Here is a 22,669-nt window from a genome sequence, read left to right as displayed (position 1 = left end):
GTCAACCTATTTGACTAATCTTCGATGCCTCTTTGTTTTTCTTCAGTTGCTCCTCACGCCACGCGAAATACTCCATCATGTCGAGATACTTGTGTCCCGACTGCCATTTCTCGTCGATTTCCATGAGTAGCGCACCAATATCGCCCGTACTTTTCCATACAGTTCATCATGCAAATGCTTGGGCGTCGCGTCTAAAAATTTGCGCATAAAGTGCGTTGGACACCGCTGTCACGTTGCGCCTTGGAACTGCGCTTGCAATGCCTTCACAAGCCCACTGTGACTGTCGGAGACCACAATATCGACACCTCGCAAATCGCGACTCTTCAGCCAAGAGAAGAACTCAGACCAGCTTGACTCAGATTCGCTGTCGCCAAGCATGATGCCAAGCATCTCACGATATCCTTCATCGTTGACGCCGGTCGCTATCATCGCCGCTCTTGAACGAACTCTCCCATCCTCCCGAATCTTCAGAACCATGGCATCCACCAAGACAAACGGATATCTTCGATCCTTCAGATTCCGACCATCCATGCATGGACGATGGGGTCAAGACGAACAGTTTCCGTTACGCAGACGGGGAACACGTAGCGTAATCGTGCCCACGCGCGTTGTCAACGGATGGGGGCCGGTTCCATTCCGATAACCCTGGCGCTCCTCAGAACGCTCATATGGCTCCGCCTGAAGCTGTTCGGACGACTGTGCCTTAAGAATCTAGTTCAAGACCTGCTCCAGCAGTTGGGACATCCCCTTATCCCCAGAAAACAAGCCTTTCAAAATTTCATCGTCCACGGTAATGTTGTACTGTGCCATTCTCGTATTCCTCCTAGTAGATTAGTTCTCAGCAAACTCATTCTACCAAAGAGGGGCGAGGTGGCACTTTCACGTTATGTCACCCAGCGCGTCCACTGAATTTACACCAATTATACGGACTCAACTCTATCTTGGTTTGACAGCAGGGTCAACAATGCACTTATTGAAAGCATGAACAGTCTCATCCAAGCTATAAAAGAAGAGCAAAGGGCTACCGCAACGTCGACAACTATATCTCTATAATTTACCTGTTACTAGATAAGTTGTCTTTTGATTTACCCACCTAAAACAGCGAGGAGGCCAGTTTATTGTTGAATGTAGTATGATGGATTAAGTTTCGGAAGAGATAAGGGTAGATTATGCAGAAAACGGGTTTCATTCGCGGATCGTCCATCATGGTCACGGCCATCGGAATCACCAAATTCCTGGGCATTTTATCCATTGTACCAATTAACCAATTGCTTGGAAATGTCGGGCAAGGCTATTACTCAACCGCCTACAATCTCTACACCATTCTCATGGTTCTTGCGACGAGTGGCTTACCCACGGCACTGAGCAAACTCATCTCAGAACGCGCCGCCTCAAAAAATGATATGGAAATCGAGCAACTGTACCGTGTGACATTAAAACTGGTGAGTTGTTTCGCGGTGTTTGGTGCACTTCTTATCTGGTTTGGTGCCCCCTACTACGCCCGTCTCGTCGCGATTCACGCGAGCCACGAACAGATTGCAAACATGACGCTATCCATTCGCGCGCTCGCACCGGCAGTTTTAGTCGTTCCCTTGGAAAGCGCCTTGCGAGGCTACTTGCAGGGATTTCAGCAGGTGAAGGGGCCAGCGCTCTCGCAGGCGCTAGAGCAGTTATTTCGCGTATTCGTGGCGGTGTTTGGAACCTATTTTCTCATCAAAAATGGCCGGGGAATCGCTGAGGGAGCCGCCACCGCCACATTCGGGGCATTTGTTGGCGCGGTTGCAGGTGCTTTCGCGCTCTGGCTGTCGGTGATTCGATTTCGTAGACAACACACACGACACTACAAGCCACAGCAAAGTAATAGAGCCGTGCGACAAATGTTGTACAACGTAGCCATCCCTGTATGTCTTGGGTCCTTAGTCGTCCCCATTTCGAGTAATGTCGACTCACTGACCGTCGTCAACGTCCTGACCCATTTTGCTGGGCAAACGTTTAATCAAGCGCAGGCTGGCTTTGGCATTCTGTCGCGACAAGCTCAAAATCTCGTACAGCTTCCGCTCGCATTCACCATCGCCGTCGGGTTCTCTGTGATGCCTGCAATTTCTAAGGCAAAGGCTGCACAGGATAAGGCTGCGATAGAAGCCAACATCATTACACCGATGCGTATGATGTTCTTTGTCACATTCCCAGCTGCGGCATTTTTCTTGAGCGTCGCGCACCCCATTGAATACATATTGTCAGACTCGTACGCGGGCGCCAACATTATTGCCGCTATCTCACTGATGTGCATCTTCTCGAGTATGGAGTTAATGTCGACCTATATCCTGCAAGGGCTTGGCAACTTCTATCAACCCGTGCGAAACATGTTTCTAGGTACCGCTTTGAAAGCGATACTCAATGTTCTCCTCATTCTTCTCCTGAAAAGCGTGCTGGGGGCAGCCATCGCGACTATCTTGGGGTATGTGCTATCGTCAACGCTCAACGTCTGGGCCGTTCGGAGACACAGTGGGGTGCGATTGTCGGTCTTGCGTTTAGCACGCCCGTTTCTACTGGCGTCTTTGCCCTTGTTTATCGAGTTATTTTTCATGAACCGAATCCTGACAGACGTCGGGACATCGTTCCCACCACGCGAACTGTGGCTGTGGAACGTCATGCAATTACTCATTTCTTGCCTGACCGGCGCGCTGCTCTATGTGTTTGTCTCTTTCCGAATGCGATTGCTTCGGCCGGATCAATTTTGCGCGCTGCCAGTCATCGGTCCATGGCTGTCACGTTTTGCAGAGCGGACAGTAGGCTAAGATGCACATCAAAGGGGCGCTCAATTGGCCCCCTGCCACTTCTTCGCCGCTTGCAGGTCATACCCTTTAGACGTCACGTAGCCCGGAATCGTCCAAATCCCCAGATGGTGCGCCTTTGCATACGACTGGTCGGCTTCAAGTTCCGCCAGGTGGTCTGTGTTGGGCGGATAAACATACGCCACCCTTGCGAGCCCCTTGCGAACGACATCCTCGTTGTACATATCTGTTTTTGTGATATAGACATAAGCCAAGAGGCGACCGTATTTATCTGTGGTATGTCCAGGTTTCCCTTCCTCGATATAAATCTGTTTGCCCACTGGCAACGCTTGACGAGCGAACGCTGCCGCATCAAGTGCAAACGGTTCAACTGGTGTATTGGGCTTGACATCCTCCGGTGTGTCAATTAACAGCATCCGAATCGTCTTGTCCTCACCGTCTGGCATCCGGACATGAATCGTGTCGCCATCGGTCACCTTCGTGACGACCACAGGCACGAGATTTTGTGGTACCGTCGCACTTTTATCGATGACCTCATCGGCGTTCTGCTGATTACCTTCCGTGTCCGTACGATTTTTACCCGTGCTCGATGTCGCGACACCGGTCATTCCCATATCTGCGTGATGCGTCAAATGCTGGTCTACGGCGACGGCCAAAATCGCAATCATCAGCACAGCAAGTCCCCCGCCACGCCTAAATTTCTTTCTCAAGTGACTTCTCTCCCCGTCTTCTCCGATAGCAAAATTCCGCAACCATGAGAATACCATCGAAGTCATAAGGACGCCATCATCGACACCCCCGTAGTCGCATAGCGAACGGTGACGCCTCAATAGATACTGTATAAGCACAGACCAACCATGCTTTGACACTAGCCTAACGGCGCAACTCAAAATACAGACTCGTGGTAACGAACCCAACCCCCATAATCGCGATTGACGTGCGAATCCAGGCGAGAAATGTGCGCTCGTTGGCTAGATGCTGTTGTACATACTTCGCTTCGTTTTGCGTTTCGTTCACCTTGATTTGCTCGTCATCGTGCACAGCTATGAAACCGTCCTAACTTGACTGCCGCCGAAAGCAGCCGAATTTATCAGCAATTCATTGTATACACAAATACCGAGATGGACAGGAAGAAGTGGCGCGAAGCGCGATAAAAGCGGAGCCACAATGACCCGCGATTCCTTCAAATCCGCTGACGCCGATTTCGATTGCGCGGGTCAACATCCCCGCGATGTACATGCCTAGCGATTTGTTCATATTCCATCTGCTCCCGAGCCGAACGCGCTTGTCGACGGCGCTTAGATGTCGCCATGCCCCAAATGACACGCCAGAAAAAAGCCAACACAACGACAATGCCACCGCATATAGACAATATGACTGTGCCATAAACAAGCATTTCAATGATAATAATCACCCCAAGTATATGAATGTCACGTACTCCAAAGAGTTTTAAAATTCTCGTAGTGGTCGGGGTACTACGAATCCCCCCTTAGGACCATTTCTTCTCGATGAAAAGAGTGTAGTCCCCGCCTTGCGAGCATTTACAATGAGCTGGAGGTTGAAGGGGTTAACCCCTGTCTCCGAATCTCAAACTAGGTTGTAGATCGCAAGGTTGTGCAAATCCGACCCATTTGGAGGTACGTGCTGTGTATTTTGTTGGTATTGACATTGCCAGAGGCCATCATGAAGCCTGTATCAACGACTCAACTGGGCAGAGTCAAGGCAAGACGCTACGTTTTCCAAACACGCAGGCTGGTGGCCAGATATTAGATAGCTGGTCTTTATACAGCATCGACCAGTAGTAGAAACTTCAATCCTTTAATTTCAGTCGACAATTGGGCGTCATTGAACACGGTATTGCATCATATTTCTAAATACTGAATATAGCCGAACGTGGAGAAGGTGTATGCACATGGTCATCGCCAGTCGCTTTCTTCGGATGACGACACCAGCCATGCGTGGTCCCGACGTGATGGCCGCGCAGCGACGCCTGATTGTTCTCGGGTTCTACCAAGGAAATTCAGACGGCGTATACGGCCCACAAACCGTACAAGGAGTGATAGCATTCCAAACCGCCAACCACTTACTAGCAGATGGTATCGTCGGGCCACACACGTGGACGGCACTCGGCATTGGTCAGGTGCAGTGGGGTGGGGGGCAGTATCATATCGTGATCGACACAAACCAAAACGTACTCGCACTGTACACGAACAACGTGCTCAGCGGGACGTACCTCGTGGCAACGGGCAAACCTGCCACACCGACACCGATTGGCGACTGGCTGATTATCGAGAAACAACCAAACCCAGGCGGGCCCTTCGGCGCCGCCTGGATGCGCTTATCTGTACCGAACGGCGGCTACGCGATTCACGGCAATGATGATGCATCCTCGATTGGTCAGTCTATCACCCATGGTTGTGTGCGCATGGCAAACACCGACGTAACCGCGCTCTACAACACGGTACCTTTAGGGACGCTGGTGACCATCATGGGGCAATTGGCAACGACGCGACTACTCGACATTGGCGCGACGCCAGGGAGTGATATTGCCGAGGTACAACAGATGCTGCAAGCGCTTGGCTACTATTCGTCATCAATTGATGGCGTCTATGGTCCGAGCACACAAGCTGCGGTTCAAGCGTTTCAACAGGCGCAGCAATTGTCACCGGATGGCGTCGTCGGCCCACAGACGATTGTCGCCATTCAATCCCGCTACGACATTGCGCTAGGCGATGTGCAGCCGTAACCGCCCTTGGTCGATAGGCCAGAAACTCGCCATCGCTGTCCGACTTTTCAATCGAAATTCAACGTTCACCTTGTACAGTGGGTGTAGGAAGCAAGGCTGCTGCCAGCCTCATTTCTTTGACCCCCTTCTCCGGCCATCACAGAATCTGTGGTGGCCACTTTTTTCGTAACCGGTCGGCGTAAATACGCCTACGAATACACCTTCAGAATATCGACAAAATTTCATCGGGAATCGTGCTGCGAAAAAATATGTTAGAATTTAAACTATTCTTGTGCGGAACAATTAAAACATCAACACAATATTGGAGGGTGCCAACTTGTCATCTGTCCCGACGTACGATTTGCGCAATCCATTTCCTTGGTATCAATACATGCGGTTGAACCGTCCTGTTTGGGAAGAAAAACCCAGTGTTTGGCATGTGTTCCGACATGAGGACGTCAAGCGCGCGCTATCGGATTATGAGCATTTTTCGTCCCAGCGCGGCGCTACAGACGACCCCAACAACCCGATTAGCGCGAGCCTCATCAGTTCTGACCCGCCGCGGCATCGGCAACTGCGCGCGCTCGTGTCACAAGCGTTCACGCCGCGCGCCATAAACAATTTAACGCCGCGCATCGAAACCATCGCAGCTGAATTGATTCAAGATCTCCCGAGGCGCGGATTGCAGATTGAAGTCGATATCGTCGATGCTTTCACCGCGCCGCTGCCGGTTATCGTCATCGCGGAGTTGCTCGGCGTCCCTGCCAGTGACCGCTCCCGCTTCAAAGTGTGGTCGGACGCTATCATCGCCGGCTCGCGACAAATGGAGGCTGGCGAAGAACTGACATTCAACGAGGCGCAGCGAGAAATGGTCGAGTACTTCTCTGCAATGATTCACGCGCGAGTGAAAAACCCGCAGGACGACTTAATCAGCGGACTTGTCACCGCGAAGGTAGATGGGGAGTCGTTATCCCAGCTAGACATCCTCGGCTTTTGTATCCTGTTGCTTGTCGCTGGCAACGAGACAACCACCAATCTGCTCTCAAACGCCCTGTTTACGTTACACAAGCAACCAGAACTGTGGGCTCAACTGACACAAGACCCGAGCCTAATTTCGCCGTTTATCGAAGAGGTGCTGCGATTCCGTTCACCTGTTCAACATATGTATCGCACTGCCACCGCGGATGTCGAATTGTCTGGTATTGCAATTCCAGCAGGAAGTCATATCGTAGCCTGGATTGGCTCAGCGAACCGGGACGAAGCTGTCTATCCAGATGCACAAACCTTTCGCATACATCGCGATGCGCGCAATATCGCCTTCGGACATGGCATTCACTTCTGCCTTGGCGCACCGCTGGCGCGGTTGGAGGCAAAAATTGCACTGCATGCCCTACTGAAGGCGTTCGATTATATGGAAATTCCATCCATTGCAGCATGTGAACCTGTACCGACAGGGCTTGTCTATGGATTTCAATCCATGCCCACCCGCATGACACTGCGGGCGGAAGAGACCGTCTGAGGCCACAGGCTCAGGCGGTATTCACAGTGCAATTTCAAACATCCGTTCCTCGCCACTTGCCCGCTTTTCAACAACTAAGACGCCGAGGGACTTTTTCTTCGCAAACACCGGACGCGTTGCATAAACGGAGCCGGAGGGTTGAATCGATGCTGTCCATCCGCGTGGCATGCGTGCATCAATCTGCTGATATAATTCGTCGTCGGCAGCCGTCCCCGTCAACTGGGGCAACCAGCCTTCCGCATAGGCATACCAGATTTCCTGAACGACCTTCGCAACTTCTACTAAACGTGCTGTGTTCATGGTAAGTTTATACAATTTGCACCGCTCCCCGCTATCAAAATGCCTCTCTTGGCAACAGCGTGGCCACGATTTGGGCAAACCATACCTTCGCAGCTACGAGGAGCGATAGATTTAAGATTCACTCCTATGCCTCAACAAAACATATGAATGACAGGCGCGATACTTGCCCAAAATTCACGACCCGGGCTGCGAGAGCGGGCTTCCCAAACGCCGCGCCCCCGCCCGGGTGCCTTGCACCACTTACTCCCCGTCCTGCGCGCCCGCCTGTATGCCTTTGCCTACATACAAACGAAAATCGGCGAGATCTAAGCACATCTGCCACTCCATGTCAGGGTTCCAGACCGCACAACCGACACAGACGTCATAAGATTTGTCCATGAATTGGCGAATGGTTTCTTGGCGCACTTCTTCTGCCGTCTTTCCCTGCACGCACCAAACAAAGACAAACTCATCCCCACCGAAGCGGGCAGCAATTCCAGATTCACCGATGGCCGACGAAAGGGTCTGTGCGACATCTAATAGTACGTCGTCCCCACGTGCGTGGCCGTACTGGTCGTTAATTTGCTTAAACGCATTGACGTCGAGAACCCCAACAACCAGCGTCGCTCCCCTTCGCGCCGCATCCTGTTGCACGGTGGGCAAAAAGTGCAGTAGCCCACGTCGATTAAAAATTCCTGTCAGCGGATCCCGCCGGCTAACATCCTCCGCCTTCCGACGCTCCACGAGCAACTCCGCCACCAACGAAATCTGCGACGCGCAAAGCGACAGTAGCTCCTCGTCATCAGCAGGCCGTGACGACCGACTCCCCAATACCATGGCACAAATCGTCCGACTATAGGCGTCTAAGAGCGGCCATGCACCGACATAAGAAATATCCGATTGTTCAAAAAGATGCTGCCATGGTGAAGGCAAAGTGGAGAGCGGCGCCCACGCCTGACTGCAGAAAAACGACGAACTCCCAAGGTACCAGGGACTCTGCGGCAATAAACTGTCTAAATGTTCAAGCGACGCACATAGTCCCCATGCGTGATAAACCCGAACACGTGTGTCCAATTGACCGAAATGATTCGGGACAAATCGCCTGCGATACACAAACATCCCCGCATCAATGTCAAGATGTTGACGCAATGCGTCCGCAACCCGTCGAAGAAGGTCGGTGCCGCGATGTGCTTGCGACCACGTCTGTGATTCTCGAATAAAAACAGCTAGTCGTTGCATGGCGGCATGGAGCCCTCCTCCAGCTTATTCATTTCTACTATACACAATTACGTAAGATAGTAAATATCAGTATAATCTCACAGTAAATTTTCGAGAATTTGCAGATTCACGATGATAACAAGGGAATAAACCGTGAACAAATTAGAAACAACGGATAATAGCCAGTGGATTCCGGCTTACAATCCGTGTTTTGTCCAACTACATCTGATAAAATTTCTGCTAGTGAACATGAGAGGGCGGTGCTCGCTTGGATATCTTCGTTTCTTATTTAAATGAAGCGTGCATTATTATTAGTGCAATTTGTTTCGCGATTGGTTGGGTGTATATTCGAAAACACCGCGTTCGTATCCATCGCCGCTGGATGTTAACCGGCGTCGTGTTCGCCGCGTTGTTTTTCATTCTATACGCTGCAAAGACATTTCTCATCGGGGATACGGAATTTGGTGGCCCCAAATCGCTGAAAACATTCTATTACGTATTCTTGCAGACACACTCTGTATTAGCGACAGTGGCAGCGATTCTCGGTGTCATTACGCTCATCTTCGCGGCGCGCGGACGGTTTTCTAGGCACAGAAAGATTGGCCCTTGGACCGTTATTATCTGGTTTATCACCGCGGCGACTGGGTTGGTCGTCTTCCTACTTTTGTATGTGTTTTTCACACCTGGCGAAACTGCGAACCTGATGCATTCCTATCTAGGGCATTAAGGGCCGGTACAAATTTCGGAATGGGCGGTAAAGCCCATCTCCAAACGAGGTGAAAACATCATGTCAACACATGTCGTCGTTGTCACCGGCGGCGCCCAAGGCATTGGTTTGGGCGTCAGCCAAGCGTTCGCACGCACTGGATGGCATGTCGTCATCGCAGATGTGGACGAAGAAGCTGGCCGCGAGGCCATGTCATTTTTCCAGGCGCAAAGCTACCTCGGCCGATTTGTACGCACCGATGTCAGCGATGAAGGCCAAGTCAAATCCCTCATCGCCAGTATCTCCGAGACGGAAGGCCGACTCGACGTCGTCGTCAATAACGCAGGCGTTTTTAGTGGCGGCCCCATCGAAGAGCTCCCTGTCGACGTATTTGACCGAGTCATCGCCGTCAATTTACGGGGGCCTTTCCTGATGGCGAAGTACAGTGCGCCATTGCTGCGCAAAAACGCACCAGGGGTCATCATCAACATGGCATCCACACGGGCACTGATGTCCGAGCCAAATACGGAACCCTATTCCGCGTCAAAAGGCGGCATTGTCGCCCTGACACACGCGTTATCCATTAGCCTCGGCCCGGACATCCGCGTCAACTGCATCTCCCCAGGCTGGATTGAAGTCAGTGACTGGAAAAAGTCAAAAAACAGGACATCGCCGCACCACCGCGAAGTAGACAAGGCACAACACCCAGTGGGACGGGTCGGGGTTCCCAACGACATTGCGAGCCTATGTCTGTTTCTCGCATCCAATGAATCCTCCTTTATCACTGGCCAGAACTTCGTCGTGGACGGCGGTATGACAAAAAAGATGATTTATGAGCCAGATTGAACCCACAGACAGTTCGAAAGGAGTACACGGCATGACATCCTTTCAATATATGTGTGGCACACAAATTGATTTCGGCGTCGGTGCCATCGAACGGCTGCCTGAACAATTACAGGCAGCAGGCTTCGGCCGCAAATTGATGGTGGTCACCGACCCGGGCTTGATGGAAGCCGGTATTGCAAAGCAAGTCATCCATCACCTCAACCTGCATGGCTACGCCATCACACTTTTCCACCAGGTACAACCGAATCCGCGCGATACCGACTGTCTGGCTGGCGCAGAGCAATTTCAATCACGTTGGTGTGACGGCGTCCTCGCCGTCGGCGGCGGCAGCGCAATGGACACGGCGAAAACTATCGCACTCATCGCTCGCCACGGTGGCACCCCCAGTGCGTACGCAGACGGGGAGCGGGCATATGGCGAAACAGCTCCCATCGCTTGTGTGCCAACGACGGCCGGTACCGGATCAGAAGTGACACGCAGCGCCGTCATCACAGAAGACGCCACACACCGCAAGGTGACGCTCAAACACGAATGGTTGCGTCCAAACTTAGCCATTCTCGATCCCGCCCTGACCACGACAGTCCCCCCGCACGTCACCGCAGCCACAGGCGTCGATGCCTTGGTGCATGCGATTGAGGGATATACGTGCAAGAAGACGCAACCGATTTCCCAGGCGTTTGGCGCGCGTGCGATGGGACTCATTGTCCGTGCTTTACCCACGGCCTACCGAAATCCTGCCGATATCGATGCGAGACGAGACATGCTGCTCGGCAGCCTGCTGGCGGGGCTATGCTTTGGATCCGCCGACGTCGCCGCGGTTCACTGCCTCGCCGAAGCACTCGGCGGACTCTATGACACCCCGCACGGACTTGCGAACGCAGTGTTCCTATTGCCGGTGCTTCGCTACAACGCGCAAGCGCACATCGACTTGCATGCGGAGGTCGCCCGCTTGACCGGTTTTGCAACCGACGACGATACACCCACCCAGGCCATCGACAAGCTGTTGTCAGGCATGCAGGCGTGGTTGCACGAACTCGACATCCCGCCGCTGTCTTCCCTCCCTCGCGTTTCCCGGGACGACAGCGACAAAATGGTCGAGTTGGCCGTCGCGAATAACTCGACGCCGAGCAACGTACGCGAGATTGACGCCGCCGGATACCGCGCAATTCTCGACGAAACGTTCGCCGTAAACGCCATTTGACCCGAATTGAAAAAGGAATTGCTCGTGTGAAAATTCTCGTGACTGGTGGAGCGGATTCATCCGCAGGCGAAGTTTTACTTCATGGATATCCGCCCCGCCTCATTACCCCAAGTCTTCGCCCTGGAGAAACCGGACGTGGTGAACCACCACGCGGCCCAAAAATCGGTGCCGAAATCCGTGGAAGATCCGCGACTGGACGCGGACCTCAACGTCACGGAGTTGCTCAATTTGCTGAAATGCTGCCGTCATTACGACGTGAAGAAGTTTATTTTCATCTCGTCAGGCGGTGCACTCGCCGGTGACGCACCGGTGATGCCCACCGATGAGTCGGTCAACCCAGTGATGATTTCGCCCTACGCTATTCACAAATACGTAGGTGAAAAGTATCTGCACTTCTATCGCGGCACGACGCGCGACTACGTCTACGTGAAAGACGTCGCAGAAGCCAACGTGCTGGCGCTCACGGCGGCCGATGACGAAATCCTCAACATCAGCAGTGGTGAAGAAATTCACACAGCTGACATATACCACCTCATCGTCCACACGCGCCAAACAAGCGCTGAGGCGGGAACGATGGCTTTTCAATAAATAGAGCAGAAATCCTACCTTCTTCCCGTTCTCCCCTGATCCCGCCGGCCCACACACCCACTGCCGCGACCACACTCGCCGCCACTTCCACGGCGCTACCACCAACCTGTACCTTTTTGCTATTTCTAGCAAATGCCCAGCATATCGCCTTCTACGCTGGAATACGTTGTATGGCATGACCTTGAGGCTAGCAAAGAAGGTGCACAGTTGAAAATCGTAAATTTCTTGCGCGCTGGCGCAGTACTGGTCTGTACGGGCGCAATACTCGCGCTCTCTGGCTGCGCGACCAATCCATCAACCACCACGACCCTTATCACCCATGCAACCGTCGTCGCCGAAGAAACGACACCCACGACGACCGGTGCGACATCCAGCAAATCAGCCACGGACTCGTCTAGCAAGATCCAAGGCGGATCGAAAACGGCTCCGAAAAAAAACACACCGCCCACACCGCCACTGATCAAACTTGGCGCCAACACGCCGATGGCCAGTTACTTGAACGAAGCGCTCAGCGTACTCGGCTATATGCCTGTCAGGTTTACCCCGGCACATCAAATGACACTACCTGCGGCCATGCAGGCACTTGGCAAAGTGCAGGCGCCACTGCCTGGTAGCTACGCATGGAAAGATAAAGGAACAGCTAGCCAACTCAGTTCCCTATGGAAGCCACACACAGACAACGTCATGACGGAGGGGGCTTTGATGCGGTTTCAGGCAGATCACAACTTAGCGGCAGACGGTGTCGCTGGTCCCCAAACATGGAAGGCACTCAGTCAGGCGCTAAAAGCTCAGCAGGTAAGCACCGCCCCCTATTTGTTTATCACCGTCACCGAGCATCCAACGGAGGTGCTCAAACTGTGGAAAAACGGAACTGTCGTCCTCCAAACCGCCGCGAATACAGGTATCGCCTCGTCACCGACCACTTTAGGCACATGGCCTATTTATTTGCGATACCAATCGCAAGAGATGAAAGGGACGACGCCGTGGGGCACAACGTATGACGATCCCGGCGTCCCCTATGTAAACTACTTTTACCAGGGCGAAGCGGTACATGGTTTCTCGCGCCCGAGCTATGGCTCACCACAAAGCATGGGTTGCGTCGAAATTCCCATTGCGACGGCCGAAACGGTATACAACACAGTCACGCTCGGAACGCTCGTCTCAGTTCGCTCCTCCTAAGCGACCCGTTTCTTTGCGGTCCGCTGTCTAGTTGGTTCAACCTTCCGTCTGCGCTACAATCGTGCTAAGGTCGTGACGGAGGGGAGATTCGTATGCAATTTCGAAAGTTGGGCCGAAGCGACATCCAGGTGAGTGAAATCGGCTTTGGCTGTATGTCGATTGGAACGGACGAGGCACTTGCCACCAATCTGCTCCATTTCGCGTTTGATCACGGCGTGCGCTTTTTCGATACAGCAGATTTATATGACCAGGGAAGAAACGAAGAAATCGTCGGTGCGGCATTTGCGAATCGACGCCATGAAGTCGTCATCGCAACCAAAGTCGGCAACCGTTTCGAACCTGGGACGCCTGGCTGGACCTGGGATCCTTCACCCAAATACATTCGCGAAGCAATCGACAGAAGTCTGCGCCGCCTGCGGACGGACTACATCGATTTATACCAATTGCACGGCGGCACCATGCAAGATCCTTTTGAAGACATCGTCGAGACGATGGAACGATTAAAAGAAGCGGGGAAAATTCGTGCGTACGGCATATCGTCCATCCGGCCAAATGTGATATTGCGGTATCTGGGCGGATCGAACATGGATAGCATAATGATGCAATACAGTCTCCTGGATAGGCGACCGGAAGAGTGGTTTCCCAAGTTAGCGGAACACGGGGTTTCAGTCATCGCACGCGGTCCAGTCGCACGCGGACTGCTATCAAATCTGGAAAAACGGTTAACCGACGGGGAAACCTATGTCGACCGGACAGCTGAAGAAATCTCAGTGGCACAAAAGGTGCTGTCGGAACTCGTCACACCTGCGCGAACGGCCGGGCAGACAAGTCTGCGCTACGCCCTCCACGCAGATGTCGTGGCATCGGTCATTCCAGGTGCCAGCAAAATGTCACAGATCTCCGAGAACATCGGCGCCGCGAATGTAGCGGCACTGACGCCGGAAGAAATGAATCGATTGCGACAATCCATTCGTCAAAACGTATATACAGAACATCGTCCAAATGCCTAGAATCACGCCTGCCCAAGCCGACACTGCGCAAAAGGTGCGTGTCGGCCGAGGACGCACAGCTGGATTTCCCTCAAGCCGCTAGCGCAATACGGCCTCGCAGGCAAGATGCAATTTCACCTAGTCGTCTACGCGCACTTGCCCATCGTCGGTCACGTCCAATTTAGATGCCGGCGTCGGTGTCGCCAACGTCTTGATAAGATGGGACGTACCATCCGGATCTTCACTGTAAACTGATGTGACATAGCCGTCCTTGTTGACATCACCATAATAAACGGTGTTGCCCACCACCGAAATGAGCGCCGCATTAAGTTGCACGCGATGTGCCACATAATTGTTGTCAAAGTACAAAACATTGTACGACCCGTTCAGTCTGTCCTCAAAATACAGTCGATTTTCCGTATCGGACACAGCGATATTTTTAATGTAGCGCCCGCCGATAGGCACCTCGTCGACATGTTTCATCGTATCAATATGATAAATGGTGCTGCTCGTGCTGGTATTGATTAAAATGTAGACGTCGTTCGTATAGTGACTAAATGCGATTTTGGCAAATGCGGCATCTGGTGAAAGCTCCGCAAAATCCTCGACAATCACTTGCGTGCCGTCGTCGACGTTGACGGTTTTCAACTCCAGGTTTCCAGGGTGCACCTGTTCTCCAACAAACACGCTTTCATCAGAAATCCAGGAGACGTATTGCACAGTGTATGGATTCTCTGCCGCGCTGATATCGCGCTTTTGTTGCAAATCATACAAGTGCAAGATGTTTTTCTTGTCGATATATGTGGCATATTGGTCATCTGGTGACACCGTGACAAATTTGTACTGCGACCTTAGTTTCGCCACTTCTTTCTCTTCTGTCTGGGACAAGGATTCAGGCTTTGTATGATTGCTGAGAATCGACTGCACACTCTGATCTGCCGCGCGAAACAGATGGTTATAATGATAAAATACTGCCAACTGTCCCAGCGTGACGACAGCGACGAAACACAGCAGCTTAATCGCAATCTTGCGCGCCATCATTGACCTCCCTGATCGGATTCTGGCATCACGACGATGGAGGTCGACACTTCGCGCTCGCCAAGCACATCCCACGGCGTATTGACCAGCTTGCCGTTGTAGACCATGGTCGTCGAAGATCCCCCATCTAAATTCGCAGCGATTGTTGCGTGATACTTGAGCATAAGTGCCTTGATATCGTCATACGTCGCACCCGGCTGATTGATTTCACGCCCATTTGTGACAATCATAATCACGGTCCCATCGGCAGCTTGGCCAATAGCCGTCCGCGGATTTCTTCCCTCCGATCCCTCTGTAGGGACCGCCTTTCCATCCTGAACGAGCACAGGTCCAAAACCTACTGCTTCTTTCACATTCAAACTGCGCAGTTGCGGAAGCGAGTACGCACCTGCAATCATTTGGCCACCTGCGGTAAACGCAATCACAGGCTGTGGACGCGTGGTTGACCCAGTGATACTGACCAATTGGCCATCGTGAATTGTAATGCCCTGAGGATAGGCACCTGTTCCCTGCTGGTTGGTGTCGACGAATCCCCCGCCGTTAATACCAGCGACTGCCCCCGACTCCTTGACCATGTCGGAGACAGTTTGTCCGTGTTGATGCAAGTACTTCGTCGTCTGGACGCGAATGCGCTTCGGGTCTTTGACCAGCATGATATAGGCCGTAAAAAGACTTTCCTTATCCGTGATGACCTGAATAGATCCATTGTGGTTGTCATAGTTCTTCCGAACGATGTCGTTTGGATTTTTCGTCGTTGACACAAGCTGATTGGACAGTGCGTTTTGTTGTATGACAGATTCTGGTAGCGTATACAAAGAGAGCGGACGCAGCAAATAACCATGTCGCGTAGCATCCAAACTGTCGATGAGGTATCCTTTTAACGCCGGAAACGGCCCCTGAAAAATCCAAAGGGCAGTTGAAACATATAGATACACGGCACCAAACAGAATATAGCCAATCCATCGCAGAACGGGCCGCCCGCGCTTTGGTTTTTGCTTCTGCTGTTTCTCTCCCTCTCTCTTCTTGCTGTGTTTTCCACGATTCATATATCAGGGCACACCTACTTGATTCAATTTTGCTTCATTACTTTTGCTTCGTTCGATTTTGCCAGAGCCAAATCGGGTATACTTTGACCATTGTACAATTAGGTTCCTATATCATTCTAATCGACAAAAGTCGTCAGGCAACTCCAAAAATCGATAAAACAAAAAATGTTGTTCAATACTCCACATCCTCGCCATAGGATTGGAAAATTTCATGAAAAAATGCAAAACCCACACGTCGTCGAACAAGCGTGTTAACATATGAGCATGAAATGGCCGGTGAACCGAGGTGTATATATGATGAATCGAACCGAGTATGTGGAACGACTGCTCCCCGCTGATCCGATTCTATGTTCCACTGTTCAATCGATTGCTCAAGCGGGTCTTCCTCCGATGTCGGTCAAACCAGATTTGGGCAAGCTGCTCACTATTCTTGTCGCAACAAGCGGTGCGAAAGAAATTTTAGAAATTGGTACATACGGTGGATACAGTGCCATCTGCCTGGCCCGCGGCTTCACATCTAAAGGCCGCGTAACGACACTCGAAGCGCGCGAGGAACACGCGCTGATTGCAAAATCAAACATCCAAGCGGCTGGACTGACAGACAACATCGACATTGTGCTTGGCGATGCTTTGACATCCCTAAAAGAACTAAAACAGAGTAGGCGTCAGTTTGATTTCGTGTTCATTGATGCCGACAAGCCAAATTACCCAGAATATCTGGCGTTTGCGCTGGCGATGTCCGTCCCTGGCACGCTTATCGTCGCTGACAATGTGCTACTGCGCGACAGAGTGCTAGATGAATCAAACCAAAGCCCTTCACCGGTCGCCGTGCGTGCGTTTAACCAGACGCTTTTGTCCCATCCAGAACTCGAAGCAACCATTCTGCCGGTTCACGATGGTTTTGCCGTTGCCCGCGTGCGAACAAGTCGAAAATATCGGACGCAAAAATAATCTAGACACTAGGAGTGACCGTGGTTGGGGAAATGGCGTATCAGCCCTTCACAAAGAATTGCCTTGGGCTATGTGGCCATCTGTTTATTAGGCGCCTTTTTACTGTTGCTTCCGTTTAGCAGAAAAACGCCTTTGTCGGTTGTCGACGCTGTATTCACGTCGGCTAGTGCCTTGTTCGTGACCGGCTTGTCCAGTGTCAACACCCTACACACGTTTACACCGGTGGGAGATGTCATTATCGTCGCCTTAGTACAAATTGGCGGCATCGGTGTGACCTTTCTCTCGACGAGTTTCTATTTGCTGATTGGCCGAAAAATCAGTTTAGAAGAACGTCGGGTGCTCGCGGAGGAACGAAATACGCCTACAGTAGGCATTGTGCGTCTATTTCGCAGGGTCGTGTTTTTTAGTTTCAGTATTGAGAGCGCTGGCATTGTCTTATTTACGCTCTACTTACATCTACGATATAGCTACACCTGGGCCAAAGCACTCGGCGTCGCCTCTTTCCATAGTATCTCGGCGTTTAACAACGCTGGATTTGATATCTGGGGCAATAGTATGGAAAGTTTCACGCGCGACCCGTTCATGTTGCTCTTGACAGCCGCTCTGGTCATCACCGGCGGGCTCGGATTTGTCGTCCTTGTGGAACTCGCTCGGTATCCACGACAACGGCGATTGTCCTTACACGCGCGCATCGTCCTTGGGATGAGTGGACTGTTACTAGTCATCGGCACACTTTTGATTGTGGCGTTTGAGTGGAATGCGTCGATGAAAGGGCTAAGTCCCGGATACAAGTTGCTCAACGCGTTCTTCACGTCCGCGATTGCAAGAACTGCCGGATTCGACTCCATTCCCATCAGCAACATGCAAGAAGTCACTTGGCTCATTTTGATTTTGTTGATGTTTATTGGGGCGTCGCCCGGTTCAACAGGTGGCGGCATCAAAACGACATCGTTCTTTTTAATCATCAAGACCGTCATGGCAAGCATTCGCGGGCGGACACAGATTGTGTCAGGTCACCGCCAAATTCCTTGGGACCTATCACAGCGGGCTCTGCTCATTACGTTGTTAAGCAGTGCGGTCGTGCTGGTCTGCACACTGATTGATGCGGTGTTTGAACCGAACATCCCCATCATTAAAATTATCTTCGAAGAAGTATCGGCCTATGGTACGGTAGGTCTAACAACGGGCATCACCGGACTTGTCCGCCCAGAAATGAAATGGGTGCTCATTTTGACAATGTACATTGGTCGCATCGGCATTTTTACGTTTCTCGTCAGTTTGGTGCATAAGTCGCAATCGCGGGTTCAGTATGTCCAAGAGCGAATATTCATTGGTTAATTAAAGGAGACGGTCAATTTTGCCTCGGAATCGTAAAATGACATTTTGCATCATCGGCGTTGGACGATTTGGTACCGGTGCCGCCATCGAGTTACTGCGGCATGGGCACGAAGTGTTACTCATCGACCGCAACCCAAGCTGCCTTGAAGCGTTTGCTGATCGCTGTGAGACCGCGGTCGGCAACGCAGAAGATATTCAATTTCTTCGCGAAGCCGGCGTGAAAGAAGCAGACGCGGTCATTGTCGCTATCGGCAACGATGAGACAAGTTCCAACCACGCCACCATGAATTGCAAAGACTTGGGCCTGTACGTAGTCGCCAAGGCACTTCACCCGACGCACGGTAAAATTCTCGAAAGACTTGGCGCCGACCGCGTGGTCTTTCCAGAACGGGAGTCTGGTGCCCGGTTGGCCCGCTTGCTGACGAGATCAGCCATTCTCGACATGATTGAGCTGTATGAGGAAGTCTTCATGATGGAGATCACAGCGAAGGGCGAACTCGTCGACAAAACGCTCGCCAAATTAAACTTGACGCGACGTTTTGGCGTCCAAGTCGTGATGATTGTCCGTAGCAAAAATACCATCTTTCCTGTGTCCGCAAATGATACCATTTACGAAGGGGATATCCTAGTGCTCGTTGGGCGTCACGAGTCGCTCACACGCGTGGTGCGCCTCACTGAATAACCCTCCTAAGACTGGGCTCCACACCAAGTAAAACACGCCGCGCCAAGCGAACATAGGGGGCACCTAGCCCCCCTATCACATGCGTGGTGGACGCCACCGTCGAACGAGTCGTGCAATGCCGAGGAGCGCTAGCGCGCATACGAACATCAATGGAAGCAACGTACGGGCCAACGTCACCGCTGCCTGCCCAGACTTGGGCACATTTGCTCCAGCATCCAGTGGGACCGATGTGAGAAGGCGCCCGTCTGTATCGCGCAAATCCATCGTGCCGACCTCATCCCCCTTGGCCACCGCGCGTGCTGGCAGCGCATAGCGGATAACCGATTGCGCCTGCAAAGCCTGTCCTTTGGGCACCGTCGCCATGACTGCCTGCTTGACCACAGCGGGTACCGGCTGCCCATGACCACGAAGCACTTGGCCAACCACTTGACCCTTTTGTTCAATCGTCTGTGTTTGATAGTGACGAAACGCGTAATTCAGTAGCGAGGTCGCATCCTGCCGAATGGACGACTCTGTCGGATTGTCCATCAAAACAGCAAGGAATGTCGTATCTCCACGTTTCGCCGCGACAACCAAAGTCTCATGCGCCACACTTGTGAACCCTGTTTTCAATCCGATACAACCGGGATAATTAAACAGCATCGTGTTGAGATTCATGAGCTTTGCGTGCCACTTATCGCCCTGCCAGTCATAGTATTTTGTCTGAACAATTTTACGAAATTCCGGATACTGCATCGCCGCGCGGGCAATTACCGCCATATCATAAGCCGTGGTTTGATGCTTCTTATCCGGCAATCCATTCGGATTATCAAAATGGGTATGCGTCGCACCCAACAACTTCGCCTCTTGATTCATCATCGCAGCAAAATTCTTAACAGTCCCACCGTAGTGCTCAGCGATTTCGACAGCAACATCGTTCGCCGAATCTAGAAGCATCCCATACAACAGGGATTGAAGTGAGTGTTTCTCGCCAGGGACCATATACAACTTATCGGGAGGCTGACTCACTGCATCCTTGCTCGCGGTCAATTCATCGCTCAATTTTCCGTATTTTAATGCCAACAAAGCCGTCATGATTTTCGTAATACTTGCGGGATAATGCGAAACCAGCGGATTTTTCGCATACACCACAGTCCCCGTGTCCATGTCCATAACGACCGCTGCATTTGACACAATGCTTGGCCATTTCGCGCTATCTTCCCCATTCACATAAGGAATACCGTCACGCACGGACTCATTGAGGACCACATCTAACGCATCCGCTCGTGCAACGCCAGGGATTGCAAAGAGGGCTACGGAACTTATCAGACTTGCCATGATAAATGTCAAAAACCTACGGCCCCAGTGCCGACTAAAGGCCCATGCGACAAACCCCACAGATGTCCAGCCCCCCAATCGAATCGCGTCGAAAAATGTACTTTTTCATCATAATGGTTTCCCATATCCGTTGGCTAGAGCAAGAACTTAAATAGAAATTTAAGGATACTAAAATACCCCAAAAATGCACAGAAAGGCGCTTCCTCCACACCGAAACGATGTGGCAGAAGCGCCGCTCTTGTTTATGTGAATTCCTCTTTATTCGTTAAGCGCGGCTGCCCGTACCCGCGCCGACAAACGCCGATTCTTCCTCAACTGGTTTGCCTTTGGCCGGTGGTAATGTCTGCATCGCAAGGAAACACAGGGATCCAAACAAGCCAGTCACCACTGAGACGTGAATGAGGAAGGCTGGCAGCGACACATGTGTCGCAACCAGCAATAATCCACTGAACGCCTGCAAGACGGTAAAACCTAGGGCAAAACTGCTGGCAAACAGCAAATCTCGCCGCTCATGCCGCATTTCTACCGCCTGCACGAACAGGACAATCACCCACACGACTAGAACCCCGGCGAGCGAACGATGGAGCCAATCCAACAGCAACGCATGGTGCGGGGCAGCTGGCGACTCATCCGGGACAGGAATGCCTCGGAACAAGCCCCCAGTACTAGAACTCGAAATGTAGGCGCCCACATACATCGCAATATAAATGTAGGGACCCGACAGCCAAGCCCACCAACGGTAACTGCGTTTGGGCAGTGGGTTGCGAATCGGCAGCGGCCTGCCACTCTTTAGTGAGGCCTCGCGGACGGCTTCGATGCGAGCGATGTTAATGGTCAGCAACAAGATACTGCTGAACGCCAACAGCGATACGCCGAAGTGCGTCGCGATGACCGCCGGTGGTTCACTCCAAACCACTGCGATGGCTCCAAGAAACGCCTCAAGCAGAACGAAGAAAATGCTGATGGCCGAGAGAATCGGGATTTCTGGCCACTTGCGGTAGCGCCAACTCCCCATAATGGCAGTAACCAAAAGGAGTGCCGTCAAAATCGGTACGTTGATGCGATGCGAGTACTCGATAAGCGTTTGCCAACTTACGAGGCTCGGAATAATCTGCCCGTTACAAGTCAACCATTGGTGACCGCAAGCAAAAGCAGAATTCGTGTCTGCATCTGCGAACCCAATCGTGTTGACGATGACAGTCTGTATCGTCGAGAGGATGCCCAAGACAAATACGACAATGCCCCATCCACGGCTCCTCGGCATACCAGCACATCTCCATTCCTCGGCAATCCCAAATTAAGCGACGAGGGCCTTAAACGACATAATCCAAATCGATCCGGCAACCACCGTGAACGCGATAAATATCGCGAAATAAATAGTTGGAACCTGCCAGGCTTTATCGTCACTTTCCGTAAAGTGCATAAACATGTACAACTGAACCAACAACTGACCGACACCAAGAATGACGATGACGGTGATAACCAGCGCTGGCGGTTGATGCGTCGCAAGCGCCAACCAAAAGGCGATAGCTGTAAGCACCAAGGAGGCAATTAGCCCCCATATGTGCTTCCACGGAAAACCTGTCTCTTGGTGAAACTTGTGATTGGTTTCCATCTCACAACACCTTCCCCGTCAGGTAGACTACGGTAAAGATAAAAATCCAGACCGCATCAAGGAAGTGCCAGTAAATGCTCACGATAAACGCCTTGCGAGCCGTAATCGGCGTAATGCCTCGGCGAATCAACTGAACGACGACCCCGGACATCCATAGGATACCCATACTGACGTGACAACCGTGGGTTCCGACGAGCGTAAAGAACGCAGATAGGAAGCCACTCGTTTGCATACGTGCCCCACTGGAAGCGTCCTGTACAAACTCCGTGATTTCGAAGCCTAAGAACACCAAACCGAGTGCGATGGTAACCAACAGCCACATCACCATGGCATTGCGGTTACCGCGACGCATTTCATAGGTAGCAAGACCGCATGTGAACGAACTGAACAACAACGCAATCGTTTCAATGGTAAAGCCCGTGACGTCAAACAGTTGATTTGATGTCGGTCCACCAGCGGTGCGACCGTGCATCACGACATAGGTTGCAAACAAACACGAGAACAAGACTAAGTCAGAACCGAGGAATACCCAGAATCCCGCAATACGAAGACTGTTTTCTTCGTGATGGTATTCGACGGGAACGGACGGGTCCACGGGGTGGTGCCCACCGTGAACCGCCGTATGCGCGTCCGACAT

23 protein-coding genes and 2 pseudogenes are annotated in these 22,669 nt (G+C 51.9%); 13 read left to right on the top strand and 12 right to left on the bottom strand.

The features are described from left to right. Position 1 precedes the first annotated feature (1 nt). Positions 2-810, bottom strand: a pseudogene (locus tag J3482_RS05765) (transposase). Positions 811-909: 99 nt separating this feature from the next. Here J3482_RS05765 and J3482_RS21770 point away from each other — a divergent pair. Together J3482_RS21770 and J3482_RS05755 are read left to right on the top strand one after the other, a co-directional pair. Then, positions 910-1,053, top strand: coding sequence for a transposase (locus J3482_RS21770; protein ID WP_146823241.1), 144 nt, complete (start codon positions 910-912; stop codon positions 1,051-1,053). Positions 1,054-1,169: 116 nt separating this feature from the next. Continuing rightward, positions 1,170-2,798 carry a putative polysaccharide biosynthesis protein gene (locus J3482_RS05755; protein WP_146823077.1) on the top strand — a complete coding sequence of 543 codons (1,629 nt, stop codon included), beginning with the start codon at positions 1,170-1,172 and terminating at the stop codon, positions 2,796-2,798. Between the two features lie 20 nt (positions 2,799-2,818). Here the strand turns inward: J3482_RS05755 and J3482_RS05750 are convergent, their stop codons facing one another. From J3482_RS05750 to J3482_RS05740, 3 genes and pseudogenes are all read right to left on the bottom strand, one after another. Next, positions 2,819-3,505 carry a thermonuclease family protein gene (locus tag J3482_RS05750; protein ID WP_206922174.1) on the bottom strand — a complete coding sequence of 229 codons (687 nt, stop codon included), beginning with the start codon at positions 3,503-3,505 and terminating at the stop codon, positions 2,819-2,821. A 178-nt stretch (positions 3,506-3,683) separates the two neighbouring features. After that, a pseudogene (locus J3482_RS05745) lies at positions 3,684-3,812 on the bottom strand (YidH family protein); the annotation flags it as partial. An 81-nt stretch (positions 3,813-3,893) separates the two neighbouring features. After that, positions 3,894-4,052 (bottom strand): hypothetical protein, encoded by a 159-nt coding sequence (locus J3482_RS05740; protein ID WP_188332250.1) that lies wholly within the window; start codon positions 4,050-4,052, stop codon positions 3,894-3,896. Positions 4,053-4,707: 655 nt separating this feature from the next. On the opposite strand from J3482_RS05740, the gene J3482_RS05735 reads away from it, so the two are divergent. Together J3482_RS05735 and J3482_RS05730 are read left to right on the top strand one after the other, a co-directional pair. Further along, positions 4,708-5,541, top strand: a complete 834-nt coding sequence (locus tag J3482_RS05735) for a L,D-transpeptidase family protein (protein WP_146823081.1) — start codon at positions 4,708-4,710, stop codon at positions 5,539-5,541. Between the two features lie 316 nt (positions 5,542-5,857). Then, the gene (locus J3482_RS05730) at positions 5,858-7,039 is read left to right on the top strand and encodes a cytochrome P450 (protein ID WP_206919009.1); all 1,182 of its coding nucleotides are present in this window, start codon (positions 5,858-5,860) and stop codon (positions 7,037-7,039) included. A 21-nt stretch (positions 7,040-7,060) separates the two neighbouring features. On the opposite strand, the gene J3482_RS05725 is transcribed toward J3482_RS05730, so the two are convergent. Further along, the gene (locus J3482_RS05725) at positions 7,061-7,354 is read right to left on the bottom strand and encodes a hypothetical protein (RefSeq protein WP_146823083.1); all 294 of its coding nucleotides are present in this window, start codon (positions 7,352-7,354) and stop codon (positions 7,061-7,063) included. 225 nt (positions 7,355-7,579) lie between these two features. Further along, complete coding sequence (locus tag J3482_RS05720; RefSeq protein WP_206922173.1) at positions 7,580-8,557, bottom strand: GGDEF domain-containing protein; 978 nt, start codon at positions 8,555-8,557, stop codon at positions 7,580-7,582. A gap of 247 nt (positions 8,558-8,804) precedes the next feature. Between J3482_RS05720 and J3482_RS05715 the strand changes: the two genes are divergently transcribed. The 6 genes from J3482_RS05715 (at position 8,805) to J3482_RS05690 (ending at position 14,066) form a co-directional block, all read left to right on the top strand. After that, positions 8,805-9,263, top strand: a complete 459-nt coding sequence (locus J3482_RS05715) for a DUF420 domain-containing protein (RefSeq protein WP_146823087.1) — start codon at positions 8,805-8,807, stop codon at positions 9,261-9,263. A 60-nt stretch (positions 9,264-9,323) separates the two neighbouring features. Further along, entirely contained in the window at positions 9,324-10,088 is a 765-nt protein-coding gene (locus tag J3482_RS05710; RefSeq protein WP_206922172.1) for a glucose 1-dehydrogenase, read from the top strand. Between the two features lie 31 nt (positions 10,089-10,119). Beyond that, positions 10,120-11,289 carry an iron-containing alcohol dehydrogenase gene (locus J3482_RS05705; RefSeq protein ID WP_206922171.1) on the top strand — a complete coding sequence of 390 codons (1,170 nt, stop codon included), beginning with the start codon at positions 10,120-10,122 and terminating at the stop codon, positions 11,287-11,289. 45 nt (positions 11,290-11,334) lie between these two features. Next, on the top strand, positions 11,335-11,877 hold the full coding sequence (locus J3482_RS05700) for an NAD-dependent epimerase/dehydratase family protein (protein ID WP_206922170.1): 543 nt from the start codon (positions 11,335-11,337) through the stop codon (positions 11,875-11,877). A 207-nt stretch (positions 11,878-12,084) separates the two neighbouring features. Continuing rightward, the gene (locus J3482_RS05695) at positions 12,085-13,056 is read left to right on the top strand and encodes a L,D-transpeptidase (RefSeq protein WP_188332251.1); all 972 of its coding nucleotides are present in this window, start codon (positions 12,085-12,087) and stop codon (positions 13,054-13,056) included. Between the two features lie 92 nt (positions 13,057-13,148). Next, positions 13,149-14,066: an aldo/keto reductase gene (locus tag J3482_RS05690; RefSeq protein ID WP_206922169.1), complete on the top strand. Its 918-nt coding sequence runs from the start codon at positions 13,149-13,151 to the stop codon at positions 14,064-14,066. Positions 14,067-14,183: 117 nt separating this feature from the next. Here the strand turns inward: J3482_RS05690 and J3482_RS05685 are convergent, their stop codons facing one another. Beyond that, positions 14,184-15,083: a hypothetical protein gene (locus tag J3482_RS05685; protein ID WP_146823099.1), complete on the bottom strand. Its 900-nt coding sequence runs from the start codon at positions 15,081-15,083 to the stop codon at positions 14,184-14,186. Then, positions 15,083-16,129 (bottom strand): phosphodiester glycosidase family protein, encoded by a 1,047-nt coding sequence (locus J3482_RS05680; protein ID WP_206922168.1) that lies wholly within the window; start codon positions 16,127-16,129, stop codon positions 15,083-15,085. Before J3482_RS05680 ends, J3482_RS05685 begins: the two co-directional genes overlap by 1 nt. Before the next feature lie 297 nt (positions 16,130-16,426). On the opposite strand from J3482_RS05680, the gene J3482_RS05675 reads away from it, so the two are divergent. The 3 genes from J3482_RS05675 to J3482_RS05665 are packed head-to-tail and all read left to right on the top strand — an operon-like array spanning position 16,427 to position 19,100. Further along, positions 16,427-17,080, top strand: coding sequence for an O-methyltransferase (locus J3482_RS05675; protein ID WP_223204146.1), 654 nt, complete (start codon positions 16,427-16,429; stop codon positions 17,078-17,080). Positions 17,081-17,104: 24 nt separating this feature from the next. After that, positions 17,105-18,418 (top strand): TrkH family potassium uptake protein, encoded by a 1,314-nt coding sequence (locus J3482_RS05670; protein WP_146823105.1) that lies wholly within the window; start codon positions 17,105-17,107, stop codon positions 18,416-18,418. 19 nt (positions 18,419-18,437) lie between these two features. Next, on the top strand, positions 18,438-19,100 hold the full coding sequence (locus J3482_RS05665) for a potassium channel family protein (protein ID WP_146823106.1): 663 nt from the start codon (positions 18,438-18,440) through the stop codon (positions 19,098-19,100). A 75-nt stretch (positions 19,101-19,175) separates the two neighbouring features. On the opposite strand, the gene J3482_RS05660 is transcribed toward J3482_RS05665, so the two are convergent. From J3482_RS05660 to qoxC, 4 genes are all read right to left on the bottom strand, one after another. Then, positions 19,176-20,477, bottom strand: coding sequence for a D-alanyl-D-alanine carboxypeptidase family protein (locus J3482_RS05660; protein ID WP_223204147.1), 1,302 nt, complete (start codon positions 20,475-20,477; stop codon positions 19,176-19,178). 205 nt (positions 20,478-20,682) lie between these two features. Beyond that, positions 20,683-21,681 (bottom strand): COX15/CtaA family protein, encoded by a 999-nt coding sequence (locus J3482_RS05655; RefSeq protein WP_146823107.1) that lies wholly within the window; start codon positions 21,679-21,681, stop codon positions 20,683-20,685. 33 nt (positions 21,682-21,714) lie between these two features. Next, complete coding sequence (qoxD, locus tag J3482_RS05650; protein WP_206916230.1) at positions 21,715-22,032, bottom strand: cytochrome aa3 quinol oxidase subunit IV; 318 nt, start codon at positions 22,030-22,032, stop codon at positions 21,715-21,717. 1 nt (position 22,033) lies between these two features. Beyond that, positions 22,034-22,669, bottom strand: coding sequence for a cytochrome aa3 quinol oxidase subunit III (gene qoxC, locus J3482_RS05645; protein ID WP_206916232.1), 636 nt, complete (start codon positions 22,667-22,669; stop codon positions 22,034-22,036).

The organism is Alicyclobacillus suci (genome assembly GCF_017329615.1).
GTDB lineage: Bacteria > Bacillota > Bacilli > Alicyclobacillales > Alicyclobacillaceae > Alicyclobacillus > Alicyclobacillus suci.
The sequence above is the reverse complement of the archived record's forward strand: the minus strand, read 5'-3'. Positions and strand labels throughout refer to the sequence as shown.